This is a genomic window from Marinobacterium mangrovicola, assembly GCF_004339595.1.
In the GTDB taxonomy this organism is placed as follows: Bacteria; Pseudomonadota; Gammaproteobacteria; order Pseudomonadales; family Balneatricaceae; genus Marinobacterium_D; species Marinobacterium_D mangrovicola.
Window position 1 is genome coordinate 126,735 of sequence record NZ_SMFU01000009.1, and the last position, 14,547, is coordinate 141,281.

General features: G+C 59.7%; 16 protein-coding genes. 9 read left to right on the forward strand and 7 right to left on the reverse strand.

The features are described from left to right. Positions 1–4: 4 nt before the first annotated feature. From CLV83_RS13040 to ugpB, 7 genes are all read right to left on the reverse strand, one after another. Complete coding sequence (locus tag CLV83_RS13040) at positions 5–790, reverse strand: HAD family hydrolase (protein WP_132293082.1); 786 nt, start codon at positions 788–790, stop codon at positions 5–7. After that, on the reverse strand, positions 787–1,584 hold the full coding sequence (locus tag CLV83_RS13045; RefSeq protein ID WP_132293084.1) for a DeoR/GlpR family DNA-binding transcription regulator: 798 nt from the start codon (positions 1,582–1,584) through the stop codon (positions 787–789). Before CLV83_RS13045 ends, CLV83_RS13040 begins: the two co-directional genes overlap by 4 nt. After that, positions 1,571–2,356 carry a glycerophosphodiester phosphodiesterase family protein gene (locus CLV83_RS13050; RefSeq protein WP_132293086.1) on the reverse strand — a complete coding sequence of 262 codons (786 nt, stop codon included), beginning with the start codon at positions 2,354–2,356 and terminating at the stop codon, positions 1,571–1,573. Before CLV83_RS13050 ends, CLV83_RS13045 begins: the two co-directional genes overlap by 14 nt. Beyond that, complete coding sequence (locus tag CLV83_RS13055; protein WP_132293088.1) at positions 2,350–3,444, reverse strand: sn-glycerol-3-phosphate import ATP-binding protein UgpC; 1,095 nt, start codon at positions 3,442–3,444, stop codon at positions 2,350–2,352. The genes CLV83_RS13050 and CLV83_RS13055 overlap by 7 nt, the downstream gene beginning before the upstream one ends. 10 nt (positions 3,445–3,454) lie before the next feature. Next, positions 3,455–4,303 (reverse strand): sn-glycerol-3-phosphate ABC transporter permease UgpE, encoded by an 849-nt coding sequence (gene ugpE / locus CLV83_RS13060; RefSeq protein ID WP_132293090.1) that lies wholly within the window; start codon positions 4,301–4,303, stop codon positions 3,455–3,457. 38 nt (positions 4,304–4,341) lie between these two features. Then, entirely contained in the window at positions 4,342–5,229 is an 888-nt protein-coding gene (gene ugpA / locus CLV83_RS13065) for a sn-glycerol-3-phosphate ABC transporter permease UgpA (RefSeq protein ID WP_207894915.1), read from the reverse strand. A 64-nt stretch (positions 5,230–5,293) separates the two neighbouring features. After that, positions 5,294–6,604, reverse strand: a complete 1,311-nt coding sequence (gene ugpB, locus CLV83_RS13070; protein ID WP_132293094.1) for a sn-glycerol-3-phosphate ABC transporter substrate-binding protein UgpB — start codon at positions 6,602–6,604, stop codon at positions 5,294–5,296. Positions 6,605–6,917: 313 nt separating this feature from the next. Between ugpB and dapC the strand changes: the two genes are divergently transcribed. From dapC to CLV83_RS13115, 9 genes are all read left to right on the forward strand, one after another. Next, entirely contained in the window at positions 6,918–8,117 is a 1,200-nt protein-coding gene (dapC, locus tag CLV83_RS13075; protein WP_132294319.1) for a succinyldiaminopimelate transaminase, read from the forward strand. A 12-nt stretch (positions 8,118–8,129) separates the two neighbouring features. Continuing rightward, a complete protein-coding gene (locus CLV83_RS13080; protein WP_132293096.1) occupies positions 8,130–8,474 on the forward strand; it encodes an arsenate reductase in 345 nt (114 codons plus the stop codon). Between the two features lie 48 nt (positions 8,475–8,522). Then, complete coding sequence (gene dapD / locus CLV83_RS13085; RefSeq protein WP_132293098.1) at positions 8,523–9,554, forward strand: 2,3,4,5-tetrahydropyridine-2,6-dicarboxylate N-succinyltransferase; 1,032 nt, start codon at positions 8,523–8,525, stop codon at positions 9,552–9,554. Between the two features lie 96 nt (positions 9,555–9,650). Further along, positions 9,651–10,793, forward strand: coding sequence for a succinyl-diaminopimelate desuccinylase (dapE, locus tag CLV83_RS13090; RefSeq protein ID WP_132293100.1), 1,143 nt, complete (start codon positions 9,651–9,653; stop codon positions 10,791–10,793). A 4-nt stretch (positions 10,794–10,797) separates the two neighbouring features. After that, positions 10,798–11,655 carry a putative RNA methyltransferase gene (locus CLV83_RS13095; RefSeq protein WP_132293102.1) on the forward strand — a complete coding sequence of 286 codons (858 nt, stop codon included), beginning with the start codon at positions 10,798–10,800 and terminating at the stop codon, positions 11,653–11,655. Positions 11,656–11,742: 87 nt separating this feature from the next. Beyond that, complete coding sequence (locus CLV83_RS13100) at positions 11,743–12,006, forward strand: hypothetical protein (protein ID WP_132293104.1); 264 nt, start codon at positions 11,743–11,745, stop codon at positions 12,004–12,006. Continuing rightward, positions 11,999–12,385: a hypothetical protein gene (locus CLV83_RS13105; RefSeq protein WP_132293106.1), complete on the forward strand. Its 387-nt coding sequence runs from the start codon at positions 11,999–12,001 to the stop codon at positions 12,383–12,385. The genes CLV83_RS13100 and CLV83_RS13105 overlap by 8 nt, the downstream gene beginning before the upstream one ends. An 8-nt stretch (positions 12,386–12,393) precedes the next feature. Further along, entirely contained in the window at positions 12,394–13,371 is a 978-nt protein-coding gene (gene zntB, locus CLV83_RS13110; protein ID WP_243642387.1) for a zinc transporter ZntB, read from the forward strand. Between the two features lie 378 nt (positions 13,372–13,749). Beyond that, positions 13,750–14,313, forward strand: a complete 564-nt coding sequence (locus CLV83_RS13115; RefSeq protein ID WP_207894884.1) for a cupin domain-containing protein — start codon at positions 13,750–13,752, stop codon at positions 14,311–14,313. Positions 14,314–14,547 lie beyond the last annotated feature (234 nt).

Consider the following 14,547-nt stretch of genomic DNA (forward strand, 5'->3'; position numbering starts at 1 on the left):
TTTTTCACCCAGTGCGGGCGGTTAGCAACCGCTCGCCCAGCTCCACAAAACCCGCTCCCATCGGCTGGCTGAGCACTTCAGCTGGCCGATGTTTCATATAGGGCAACGCCCTGGCGATATTGGCCACGCCAAAGGTGCAGCTGAGACCCTCGAACATGGTTTCGTCATTGGCGGAATCACCCACAAACGCCACCTGCTCCTGCAGCTGCGCACCGCTAAGGCCATACAAGTCGTAGAGCAGTTTCACCGCCATGGCGTATTTGCTGAAACCGCCGCGCCAGGCGTTGATATGGATAGAGCTGGCTCGAGCGTTGATACCTCGCTGATGCAGCCGCTCGATAATCTCAGCCACCTGGGCCTGATCCAGCCTGGCATCCTGACCGATATCGACCGCCACATCGGCCAGTCGGTAAGGCTGATCCGCCGCCAGTGAAAGCCCGGGATAAGCCGGCAGGATCACCGACTCGATCAGCGCTTTGACCTCCGCCTGATCGCTGCGCATCTGCGCTTCCTGCGTCCAGTCAAAGCGTTCGAACCCCTTGTCGCTGCGACACATATGGAACGCGCCGTTCTCACCAATCACCGCACTTACCGGCCAGGCACGCGCCATATGGTCGCACCAGCCGGCGCAGGCGCCGGTGATCGGAATCAGGTGAATACCCGCCTCGGATAGCCGGTAGATCATCGCCAGGGTATCGGGCAGGATACGCCCTTCGCTGGTCAGCGTATCGTCCACATCGGTGAGCAGAAAACGGATCCGTTTCAGTTGCTCAGCATCGAATTGACTCATCGGTTAGCGCTCTCTGTTTCGCTCTTTCCATCCGGACGCTGGGCTTCCACCACCTGAACGCCCGCCTTCGCCAGTACGGCAGCGGCGTCGTCAGGCAGGGCGTCTGTCACCATCAGATCCAGTGCATTGAAATCATCGACCACCACCATCGCCCGGCGCCGCCATTTGCTTTGGTCCACCAGCAGAATTCGCTGGCGGGCGCAGGCCAGAATGGTGCGACTGACCTCCGCCTCGCGAGGGTCGAAATCCAGCAGTCCCGCTTCACTATCCAGCCCACCGGCACCAACGACGCCAAAATCGACCCGGTGAGCGCGGATAAAATCCACCGCCGCGCCACCCACCAGATCCCGGTCGCTATGGCGCAACTGGCCACCGCTGAGCGATACGCTGATCTGTGGATAATCGCAAAGCAGTTCGGCCACATCCAGGTTATTGGTGAGCACGCGCAGATCGCGACGTTCAGTCAATGCCTCGGCCAGCAGCGCCACACTGGTGCCTATGCCGAGAAACACCGAGGCGCCATCGGGAATAAGCTCAGCGCAGGCCCTGGCCATGGCGCGTTTGGCGCTCACATTGGTAGCCTGGCGGGAACGGAAGGAGATATTGCGGCCGCTGGCGGGAAGCGCTATGCCACCATGGATACGCCGCGTCAGGCCCGCCTCGGAGAGCTGGTTGATATCCTTGCGGATGGTCTGGGTGGAGACATCGAAGCGCTGCGCCAGCTCATCCACGCCGAGCTCTTCGCTCTCCCTGAGCGTATCGACGATCCGTTGCTGGCGTTCACTGAGCTTCATCCGGCGCCCTGTCATCCACTGAGCCGAACTGCTGGGGAATGTCTGTAATGACGGAATCCACACCCAGCTGCAGCAGACGATGCGCCTCCTCAATATCGTTAACGGTCCAGGCCAGCACACGGCAACTAATCGCTTTTGCCTGGGCGATGGTCTGTTCATTGAGCGCACGCCAGTGGCTGTGGAGGCTGAACGCCTGCAACGACTCGAGCTTATCGCTCCAGTTCCCTTCCAACTCAGAGAGCAGCAGACCGCGCGCAAGCTCGGGCAGTTGGCGCTGGCACTCTTGCAACAGCGCTTCGCTAAAGCTGGAGATCACCAGCTTCGCGGGATCAAAAGCGCTGAGCTCCGGTGCGATCGCCGCAACCACTCTGGCCGGATCCAGCCCCTGATCCTTGATCTCCAGGTTGAATCCCAGCTTCAGCTCGCTCAGCAGCGCCAGCATCTCCCGAAGGGTCGGCACCGGCTCAACGCCCCAGCCTTCGAACCGTGCCGCCACATTCACACCGGCCAGATCAACCAGCTGCATTTCACAGAGGGTGCCCGTCGAATTGGAGAGGCGCTCCAGCGTCGGATCGTGGTGGATCACCGGCGTATCGTCCGCCAACAGGCTGACATCCATTTCCACCCATTTAACGCCCTGACGAGCCGCTTCCCTGACCGCGCCCAGTGTATTTTCCGGCGCCAGCGAAGCGATGGCGCGATGGCCGATGATTTTTGGCAGCTGCGGTTTAACCCCAGGCCTTAAGTCGCGCTCTGACTCGGTGTTCAACACGGTTCGATCCTCTGTCCACTCTGTTTATCAAAAAGGTGCAGTTGCGAAGGATCCAGCGACAGAGCGATGCGCTCCTCGTCGGCGGCCACATACTCGCCTCGCAGCCTTAGTGTAAATTGATTATCGGTGCCCGCCAGCCGACCATGCAGCAGCGTATCGGCGCCCAGGGGCTCCGCCAGCTGCACATCCACCTCCAGCGGCACGCCCTCGACGGGCTGGCCGGGGATGATCCGGTGCAGATGCTCGGGACGGATACCGACCTGCACGCGCTCGTTAAACTCAGTACAGGCATTAGCGTACTCCGGCAGCTGGATCTGGCGCTCACCGATGCTAAGTTGGCCTCGCGCCAGGCTACCATCGAGGAAGTTCATCGCCGGTGAGCCGATGAACCTAGCCACAAAAGGAGTCGCGGGACGGTTATAGATCTCCATCGGCGTGCCGATCTGCTCGGCGACGCCGTTGCGCATCACCACCAGACGATCCGCCAGCGTCATCGCCTCCACCTGATCGTGGGTCACATAGACCGCCGTGGTACCCAGCTCACGCTGCAGCCTCTTGATCTCGATCCGCATCTGCACGCGCAGCTTGGCATCCAGGTTTGAGAGCGGCTCATCAAACAGAAACACCTGGGGGTTACGCACGATGGCACGCCCCATGGCCACGCGCTGGCGCTGCCCGCCGGAGAGCTGACGCGGCTTGCGTGTCAGCAGCTGTTCCAGTTGCAGGGTCTCGGCAGCGGCTTCGACGCGGCGTTTGATCTCGGCTTTGTCGAAGCCACGGTTTTTCAGACCATAGGCCATATTGTCGTAGACACTCATATGCGGATAGAGCGCGTAGTTCTGAAACACCATGGCTATATCGCGTTTCGCCGGTTCCAGTTCGTTGACGCGCTGATCGCCGATTTTCAGCTCGCCGGCGCTGATCCGTTCCAGCCCTGCCAGCATCCGCAGCAGCGAGGATTTACCGCAGCCGGAGGGGCCGACGATGACAATAAATTCGCCATCGGCGATATCCATCGACAGCCCTTGAACCGCCACCTGGCCGTTGTCGTAGGTTTTGTTCAGTTGATCCAGTGTCAGTGTAGCCATGGCCGTTCTCTTACTTTTCGGTTTCTATCAGTCCCTTGACGAACAGGCGCTGCATCATCAGCACCACGCCCACCGGGGGCAGCATCGCCAGCAGAGTAGTCGGCATCACCTCGTTCCAGGCCACCTCGCCATCACCCACCGCCAGCATCCGCTGGATCCCCATCACCACGGTGTAATAGTCCTCGCTGGTGGTGATCAGCAGCGGCCAGAGATACTGGTTCCAGCCATAGATGAACATGATCACGAACAGCGCCGCGAGGTTGGTGCGCGACAGCGGCAGCAGAATATCGATCAGGAAACGGATCGGGCCGGCGCCATCCACCCGCGCCGCTTCCGCCAGCTCCGGCGGTACCGTCATAAAAAACTGACGTAACAGGAAGGTGGCCGTGGCGCTGGCGATCAGCGGCAGCGTCAGCCCTGTGTAGCTGTTCAGCATTCCCAGATCCGCCACCACCTGAAAGGTGGGGATGATCCGCACCTCCACCGGCAGCATCAGCGTCATAAAGATCAGCCAGAAGCAGAACATCCGCAGCGGAAAGCGGAAAAAAACGATGGCATAGGCCGCCAGTACGGAAATGGCGATCTTGCCCAAAGCGATCCCCAGCGCCATCACCAGGCTGTTGAACAGCATCAGCGCCACCGATACGCCAACCGATGAGTCACTGCCTGTGCCCAGCACACGGCCAAAGTTTTCCAGCAGCTGATCACCGGGCCAGAGCGGCACGGTACCAGTCACCAGCGCCTGCGCCGGATAGGTAGACGCCACAAAAGCGATCCAGATAGGAAAGGCCACCAGCAGCACGCCCAGCGCCAGCACCCCGTGGCTGATCAGGTTCAGCCAGAATCGATTCTCAACCATCAGATCTCAACCTCAGCCCTTCACCTTAGCTTTCCACCCTAGTACTGCACCCTGCGCTCGACATAGCGGAACTGCACCACGGTGAGTGCGCCCACCAGCAGCATCAGCACCACCGACTGTGCCGCGGAGCCCCCCAGATCCAGACCGACAAAACCGTCGTCATAGACGTTGTACACCAGGGTCCGCGTGGCATCGCCGGGCCCGCCCTGGGTGACCGCGTGAATCACGCCGAAGGTTTCAAAAAACGCGTACACCACGTTGATCACCAGCAGGAAGAAGGTAGTCGGCGACAGCAACGGAAAGGTGATGGTGATAAAGCGCCGCAGCGGGCCTGCGCCATCGATGGCCGCCGCCTCATGCAGTGAGCGCGGGATCGCCTGCAATCCGGCAAGAAAAAACAGAAAGTTGTAACTTATCTGCTTCCAGGCGGAGGCGATAATCACCAGCAGCATCGCCTGATCGCCATTGAGAAAGTGGTTCCACTCGTAACCCAGCTGATCCAGCAGATACGCCAGCACACCGACGGTGGGGTGGAACATGAATAGCCAGAGCACACCGGCGATCGCGGGTGCGACGGCATAGGGCCAGATCAACAGCGTCTTGTAGACCTGGGCGCCGCGCACCACCTGGTCCGCCATCACCGCCAGGGTCAACGACAGCCCCATGGAGAGCGCCGTCACGCCGGCACTGAAGACGACGGTGGTCCAGAGGGTTTTGTAGTAGCCCGGATCGGTGAACAGCAGCTGGTAGTTTTCCAGGCCGACAAACTCGGTGGAGAGCCCAAAGGCATCTTCCATCAGGAACGACTGCCACACCGCCTGGGCGGCGGGCCAGATAAAAAACACCAGCGTGATCAGCAACTGCGGCAGCACCAGCAGCCAGGGCAGCCAACGGCTATCGAAAGCCGGCACGCGTTCAGAACTTATATTGGACATAACGAAATGACCGGCACCTCGGACAAGCCGAGGCACCGGTGCTCCCTGTTACGAATCAGCGATTGGCGCGTTCAAACTTGCGCAGCAGGTCGTTACCGCGCTCCACCGCTTCATCCAGAGCGTCCTTGGCGGAGGCATCGCCGGCCCAGACCTTCTCCAGCTCTTCGTTGATCACGTCACGGATCTGTACAAAGTTACCCAGACGCAGTCCCTTGGAGTTGGCCGTCGGCTCACCGCCGGTCATCTGCGTGATCGCCACATCGGTGCCTGGGTTTGCCGCGTAGAAGCCCTGTTCACGGGTCAGTTCAGCGGCGGCATGAGTGATCGGCAGATAACCGGTGAACTGGTGCCAGTCCGCCTGTACTTCCGGTGAGGAGAGGTAGGTAAAGAATTGGGCCACGCCCTTGTAGTCTTCGCTGTCGCGGCCCTGCAAGGTCCAGAGCGTAGCGCCACCGATGATGGTGTTTTTCGGGCTATCGATCATCGACTGCCAGTACGGCAGCTGAGCTACGCCAAACTCGAAATCCTGCACGCTGCTTTTCACGCCGGAATAGGACGCAGAAGAGCCCATATACATGGCGCATTCACCGCTGTAGAACTTCGGCAGGCTGTCGGAACGACGGCCGCCGTAGCCGAAGATGCCGCTCTTCTGCCACTCGGCCAGCTGGGCGATATGCTGCACATGCTTGTCGCTGTTGAACTCCAGCACCGTATCCAGACCGGAGAAGCCGTTATTGTTGGAAGCAAAGGGAATATCGTGACGGGCGCTGAAGTTCTCCAGCTGCACCCAGGACTGCCAGCCGGTGGTGAAGCCGCATTTGTAACCGGCATCCAGCAGTTTCTGACCGACCTGACCCATCTCTTCCCAGGTTTTTGGCGGCTCGGCGCCGGCTTTCTCTAACGCATCGGCGTTGTAGTAGAGCACCGGTGTGGAGCTGTTGAACGGCATCGACAGCATCTTGCCGTCGTCGCTGGTGTAGTAGCCGGTGACGGCGCTGAGGTAGTTATCCGGATCGAAGGCTTCGCCGGCGTCTTCCATCAGTTTCCAGGTCGGGTAGACGGCGCCTTCGGCGGCCATCATCGACGCGGTACCGACCTCGAACACCTGCACGATATGCGGCTGTTGCTTGGCACGAAACGCGGCTACGGCAGCGGTCATGGTCTCGGTGTAGTTGCCCTTGAACACCGGTTTGACCTCGTAGTCGTCCTGACTGGCATTAAACCCGGCGGCGATCTCGTTGACCTTTTCCCCCAGGGTGCCGCCCATGGCGTGCCACCACTCGATCTGGGTTGCGGCCTGGGCATTGAATGCCATTACCGACGCCAGTGCCACACCCAAACTGCTGCGTACCATTTTTCGAGCCATTGCGGTTTGCTCCCTTATCAATCCTTCGAACCAGGCAAAACCTGGCAAGCCTGAGATGCCATGAACAGATTTCTGGCCATCAAGTTTCAAATGAACCCAAATTAGAGCAGCAGAATGCTTCATATCGCTGATAGTACGATGTCAGTTCTGTTTCATTTAGATGAACAACTCGGTGCGAGAAACCGGGCCAGCGCAGCCGCTGGGCGATTGGCCGATTACTCGCCATCCGGTATACTTTGCGACCCTAAATGCCGCCAAAACCGCATACTTGGCGTGGTTATAGTTCAGTCTGAAGGACAGCCCGATGAGCCGCATGAACCCCGATATGGATCGCCTACAGCCCTACCCGTTTGAAAAACTGGCAGAGCTCAAGCGCGGTGTGACGCCGCCTGCTGATCTGGAACATATCTCTCTGGGGATCGGTGAACCCAAGCATCCGGCACCGCCGTTCGTGCTCGACGTGCTGAAAAAGAACCTGGATCGCGTCTCCAACTACCCCAGCACCAAGGGGATGCCGGAGCTGCGCCAGGCGATCGCCGAATGGTGTGAGCGCCGCTTCAAACTGCAGCAAGGCTCCATGGATGCCGAGCGCCACGTACTGCCGGTCAACGGCACCCGCGAAGCGATCTTCGCCTTCACCCAGGCACTGGTGAAACGCTCACCGGACGCACTGGTGCTAACGCCGGATCCCTTCTACCAGATCTATGAAGGCGCGGCTTACCTCTCCGGCGCCGAGCCCTACTACCTGCCGACGCTGCCGGAAACCGGCTTCGTACCGGATTACGATGCGATCCCTGCCGATGTATGGAAGCGCTGCCAGCTTCTGTTCGTCTGCTCACCGAGCAACCCGACCGGCTCAGCTCATACCATCGAGCAGTTCAAGAAGCTGATCGCGCTGTCCGACGAATACGACTTCGTCGTTGCCTCCGACGAGTGCTACTCCGAGATCTACTTCGACGAAGCCAACCCGCCGGCGGGTCTGCTGCAAGCCTGCGCCGAGCTGGGTCGTCACGACTACCGCAACTGCGTGGTGTTCCACAGCCTGTCGAAGCGCTCCAACCTGCCGGGTCTGCGCTCCGGCTTTATCGCCGGCGACGCCGAGCTGATGGAGCCGTTCCTGCTGTTCCGCACCTACCACGGCAGCTCCATGCCGATTCAGCATCAGCTGGCCTCCATCGCCGCCTGGAACGATGAAGACCACGTGCTGGAAAACCGCAGCCAGTACCGCCACAAGTTCGACGCCGCCATCAAGGTGCTGTCGCCGGTGCTGGATGTGAAGAAGCCGGATGCCAGCTTCTACCTGTGGGTGCCGACTCCGATCGCCGATGACGCCTTCACTCGCGGTCTGTATGAACAGCAGCACCTGACCGTACTGCCCGGCAGCTACCTGTCGCGGCCAATGGCGGACGGCCGCCTGCCCGGCGCCGGCTTTGTGCGCATGGCGCTGGTGGCCACCGTTTCCGAGGTGGTTGAAGCCTCCGAGCGCATCCGCCGCTACGTAGAATCGCTGTAAAGGATTTTTGCCATGACCACCGTTTACGGAATCAGCAACTGCGACACCGTGCGCAAAACCCGCAAATGGCTGGAAGCCAACGGCATCGAGTTCAGCTTCCATGATTTCCGCAAGGATGGACTGGATGCCATCAGCGTCGACCGCTGGTGTGATGCCCTCGGTATCGACACCGTGCTGAACAAGCGCGGCACCACCTGGCGCCAGCTACCGGAAGCGGAACGGGATGTGGATGAAGCCGGGCTGCGCGCCCTGCTCGTGGAGCATCCTACACTGATCAAGCGTCCGGTCCTTGAGCATGGCGACACCCTTCGTGTCGGCTTCAAGGAAGCGGACTATGCCGCACTGTTTGGCGTCTAACACGCCGTATAAATAAAACGATTTCAACGCATTACGAGGACATACAAGATGCCAAACTTCGCATTCGGCCTGGGGGTCGGCACCAAATCCAGCACTGGTGAGTGGCTTGAGGTTTACTACAACGCGCCGCTGCTGAACGCCAGCGCCGAGCTGATCGACGCGGTTTCCGGCGTTGTTGCCTACGAAGGTGGTAACGCGGCAATCGAACTGAAAGACGCTGACCTGAAAAAACTGGAAGCCGCTTTTCTGTCTGTCGACGCCAAAGACCAGGCACTGGTCACCGAAGTGCTGGAAGGCTCCAAGCAGCCGCTGGTTCTGTGCATTCTGGCCAGCGACGAAGGTCCGAGCAGTACTGCCGAGGTCTACCTGAAACTGGCACTGCTCTCCAACCGTCTGGTTAAACCGCACGGTCTGAACCTGACCGGTATGTTTGGCCTGCTGCCGAACGTGGCCTGGACCAACGAAGGCGCCGTAGCGCTGGAAGACCTGCCGCGTCGCCAGCTGGAAGCCCGCGCCCAGGGCCGCGTTCTCGACGTTCAGTCTGTGGACAAGTTCCCGAAAATGGCCAACTACGCGGTACCTGCCGGTATCCGTGTCGGCGACACCTCCCGCATCCGTCTGGGCGCGCACGTGGGTGAAGGCACCACCGTCATGCACGAAGGCTTCATCAACTTCAACGCCGGTACTCTGGGCGTAAGCATGGTTGAAGGCCGCATCTCTGCGGGCGTTGTCGTGGGTAACGGTTCCGATGTGGGCGGTGGCGCCTCCACCATGGGCACCCTGTCTGGCGGTAACAACGTGGTTATTTCAGTCGGCGAAAACTGCCTGCTGGGCGCTAACTCCGGTCTCGGTATCCCGCTGGGCGATCGCTGCACCGTAGAAGCTGGCCTGTACGTCACTGGCGGCTCCAAGGTCACCGTTCTGGACGACCAGAACAACGACGTGGAAGTGGTCAAGGCTGCAGACCTCGCCGGTAAGCCGGACCTGCTGTTCCGCCGCAACTCCCAGAACGGTCGCATCGAGGTGAAAACCAACAAGAGCGCGATCGAACTGAATGAAGAGCTGCACAAGCACAACTAAATAAAACAGCCTGAAAGCTACTGCGCTTGCGCAGGCGGCATCGATCCGCTTGCCTGCGCTCGCAACGCTTACAGACTGTTTCCAGGAGCCCTAAGAATGTCCCTCCGCTCAGAAACCCTCGAACTCACCTGCGATCTGATCAGCCGTCCTTCGGTCACTCCCGAAGATGCTGGCTGCCAGGAGCTGCTGATCGGCCGTCTTGAAAAGCTCGGTTTCAAGATCGAGCGACTGCAGTTCGAGGAGGTCACCAACTTCTGGGCGCGTCGCGGCACCGAAGGCCCCCTGTTCTGCTTTGCAGGTCATACCGATGTGGTCCCCTCCGGCCCCGCCGAGCAGTGGACCCATCCCCCATTCGAGCCCACGGAAGAAGAGGGTTACCTCTACGGCCGTGGCGCTGCGGACATGAAGGGCAGCATCGCCGCCTTCATGACCGCGCTGGAGCGCTTCATCGCCAACCATCCCGAGCATGAAGGCTCCATCTCCCTGTTGATCACCTCCGACGAGGAAGGCCCGTTCGTCAACGGCACCACTCGCGTGATCGACCACCTGGAAGCGCGTAACGAGAAGATCGACTGGTGCATCGTCGGCGAGCCGTCCAGCACCGACAAGGTCGGTGACGTGATCAAGAACGGTCGTCGCGGCTCCCTGAGCGGCACCCTGAAGGTACGTGGCATTCAGGGCCACGTGGCCTACCCGCACCTGGTGCGTAACCCGATCCACGAAGCCGCACCGGCCCTGGCCGAGCTGTCTTCCACCACCTGGGACGAGGGCAACGACTTCTTCCCGCCGACCAGCTTCCAGATCTCCAACATCCACGCCGGCACCGGCGCCACCAACGTGGTACCTGGCGAGGTGGAAGTGGCGTTTAACTTCCGCTTCTCTACCGAAACCACCGCCGATGAGCTCAAGCAGCGTGTCTGCGATATTCTGACCCACCACGGCCTGGACTGGGATATCGACTGGATTCTCTCCGGCAATCCCTTCCTGACCTCCGCAGGTTCCCTGGTGGATGCCAGCCGCGAAGCGATCCGTGCCGTCACCGGTAACGAGACCGAGCTGTCCACCTCCGGCGGCACCTCCGATGGCCGCTTTATCGCGCCCACCGGCGCCCAGGTGGTGGAGCTTGGTCCGGTTAACGCCACGATCCACAAGATCGATGAACGCGTGCGTATCGAAGATCTGGATACGCTCTCTGCGGTTTACGAGAACATCCTGGCCCGTCTGCTGGTGAAGAGCTGAGCCGATGATTTCACTCGGCTGCCCGGTGTGCCAGGCTCCCCTGGCCACCGCTGAAGATGGGCGACGACTGCGCTGCGAAGCCGGCCACAGTTTCGACCGCGCCCGTCAGGGTTACTGGAACCTGCTGCTGCCGCAACGCAAGAAATCCAAGGATCCCGGTGACAACAGCGAGATGATCCAGGCACGGCGCCGCTTTCTCGATGCCGGTTTCTACTGGCTGATCGCAGAGCGCCTGACGCAGATACTGCTGGAAGAGCTCAAAGAGCTTAAAAACACGCCGCAGCCTCAACTGCTGGATCTGGGCTGCGGCGAGGGTTACTACACCACCCAGATCGAAGAGGCATTCACCACCGCCGGTCTAGACGCTGAAATCGCCGGCCTGGATATCTCCCGCCACGCCATCAAGGCGGCCTGCAAACGCAGCGAGAATATCGACTGGCTGGTGGGCACCGGCGCCGATCTGCCGATTCTGTCCGAATCGCTGGACGCCATGACCCTGATGTTCAGCCGCGTCATGCCAGAGCCGATGGCGAGAGCACTTAAGCCCGGCGGACTGCTGCTGGTGATCTGGCCGGGGCCTGAGCACCTGATTGAGCTGCGTGAGCTGATCTACGATGAAGTTCGCAAGCGCGAGTTCAATCCTGAGGCCGACCTGCTGCCGCTGTTTGAGCCAGTACGTACCGAAAGCCTGGATTTCAAGTTCGAAGTGGACGGTGGCGAAGCACTCTCTGATCTACTGCTGATGACGCCTCACGGGCACCGTATCCGCCAGGAAACCCGCGACCGTATCCTGGCTCATACCAGCCTGGAATGCAGTGCAGACATCCGCTTCGGGCTTTACCGACGCAAGGCTTCAGACTGATACGCCGGTTAGCGGCAAGACTGATCGCTTTTCCTGCATTGATCGCGGCCCGGCTTAGACGCTATAAAGGGCGTCTGGAGGTTTTCGATGCGCATTCGAGAGTGGCTGCATAAACGCGCCAACAGTCCGCGGGAAAATTTCTCCCTGCTGGTGTCGGGGTTCGGTGTTTTCGCGCTCGGCTTTGCGCTGGTCGCCGCCGGTCAGTACCTGATGCCGACCGGCCTCAAAGCAGAGTTGGCGGCTCTGGCCGGCTTGATCCTGATTGGGGTCGGCATCATACTCGCTGCGGCAGGCTATCTCAGCCTCAGCATTCTCCGTATCTTCAGTTTTCTGGACAGCAAAGATGAGTGACGAGCGCCACCCCGATATCGAGGTCTACATCAAGAACCGGCCACTGGACGTTATTCTCGACTGGCTCGGTGAGCGCTGCGAGCAAGTGCAGACCATCAACAGCGTCGGTGGAACCCACGCCCTGGAGATCGTTATCGACAGCAACACCGTTCCGGTGATGATCCACGAAAAGGCGGTCGGCAAAGCCTGGATCAGCGTCTGGTTCCGCTCTGAAAAAACGCCCTGGATTCTTGACCTGGACTGCGCCCACGAGATCGCCAAGGCGCTGGATACCCAGGTACGCTGCATCGCATCGGGCTGGTCTGAAGGTGACGATCCGGACGAATGGTGGCGCGTGGAAAACGGCGCCGCCGAAAAAATTCAGTGGCAGACGAGCTGACTCACACCTTGAACACCGATCTGAAACCGCTGCACGCGCTGCTGCTGGACGGCCAGGGTGGTGGCCGCGATATGGACGCCGCCGAGATCAACGCATGGCAGCCGGATCAGGGCCTTGCCTGGCTGCACCTGGATTACACCGACCCGGAGCAGAGCGACTGGCTGCGTAACCATTCAGGCCTCAGTGAACTGGTCTGCGAAGCCCTGCTCACCGAGAACACCCGCCCGCGCGCGACCCTGACCGGCGATGGCCTGCTGATCGCCCTGCGTGGCGTCAACCTGAACCCCGGTGCCGATCCCGAGGATATGGTGTCGATCCGGCTTTATGTCACGCCGGACAGAATCATCTCAACCCGCAAACGCCGCCTGCTCTCCGTCACCAGTCTTGCGGAAGATTGCCGCAACGGTGAAGGACCGGCCAACGTCGCCGATTTTCTGGTGCAGCTCAGCGGCAACCTGGTCGAGCGCATGGGCGAGGTGGTGGAAGAGATCGAAGAGGAGCTCTCCTCGCTGGAGCTGCAACTGCTGGACGACGGCCACAGCGCCGCCATCCGCCAGTCGCTCTCCAACCTGCGCCGCCAGACCATCACTCTGAGGCGCTACTTCGGCCCGCAGCGCGACGCTTTCAGCCAGTTGCAGAACGACCGTGCCAGCTGGCTCTCCAACGATCACCGCCTGGAACTGCGCGAGATCAGCGACCGCCTGCTACGCCATATCGAGGATCTAGACATGATCCGCGAACGCGCCGCCATGGCCCAGGATGAGCTGGTCAGCCAGCAATCCGATCAGCTTAACCAGCGCATGTACCTGCTCTCACTGATCGCCGCCGTGTTCCTGCCGCTGGGCTTCCTGACCGGCTTGCTCGGCATCAACGTGGGCGGAATTCCCGGCTCGGAAAACCCCTACGCTTTCGGAATTTTCATGCTGATACTGACTCTACTGGTGGCCCTTCAGGTGTGGTATTTCCGACGTCAGCGCTGGTTTTAAAAACCACATTCACAGACGAGATTAAAAGGGAGTTTTATCATTATTCAAAACTCCACTTTTACCCGCCAATAGAATCATTTATATACAAATAACCGCTGTATCGGCCAGGTTTTAAATCTTTCCCGCAGCCGTCAGCCTTATCTCTGAGTGATATACTGCTATCCTCTGACTCTGCTGCCACAGGATCCCCCAAACACCCTTCGTGACACCAGGATAGCCTGACAACAGGATCATTTTTCCGACTGGAAATACTTGCGCGATCATCGAAACCACGCTCATGATGATATGGCATGAATGCTGGAACATCGTGCACGCAGCCCCTCAAAGAAAAAATGCCCGAGCCTTCCGGGTATCAAAATCGACAAACGGAATCAGTAGATGAGTAACTCCACACCGCCAATCGGCATGAAGCTTCGCCACGCTCGGAAAGTTAAAGGGATGCGATTGCGTGATCTGGCTGCGGAGGTTGAGTGCTCTGAGAGTTTTTTGTCAAAGCTGGAAAACGACAAGGTCCAGCCTTCACTGCAACTGCTGCATCGCATCGTCGCGGTGCTGGAAACCTCCATCAGCAACCTGTTCAGCGATACCGACGACAACATCGTATCTCGGGCAGGAACACGCCAGTTGCTGCACACCAGTAACTTCCGCCCGGGTGAAGGGGTAACACTGGAAACACTGATCTCTCCTTCTCAGGGGCACCTGATGTTCGGCACTATCCACATCGTCCGTGCCGGCGGCGGCAGTTCAGGCCCTATCTCTCACGAAGGTGAAGAGGTCGGATATGTGCTCGAAGGTGAACTGAATCTCAACGTGGATGGCACCGAATATCACCTCTACCCTGGCGACTCGTTTTTCTTCCAGTCGCGGCTCCCCCACGGTTATCACAACCCCACCGATAAAGAGACCCGGGTCCTCTGGGTTAATACCCCCTCCACATTCTGATCAAATTCCAGCCAAAAAAGAAAACAACTTTCCCATTGGTCAAGTGACTTGACTAACGAAAAAGCTTTCCCCAGTATGAAGTAGCTGGCCAGGACGGACACCCAGACCGCGAAAAGCGGCCGGGCGCTAAAGCCCAGGGTTCGACCAGAGGAATCTTCAGATTCGACTATGGCAAGCCAAGCCCCCTCAGCCTGTTCAGGCAACGTGCGACCTGTTTTGAATCGAGCTTTGAAT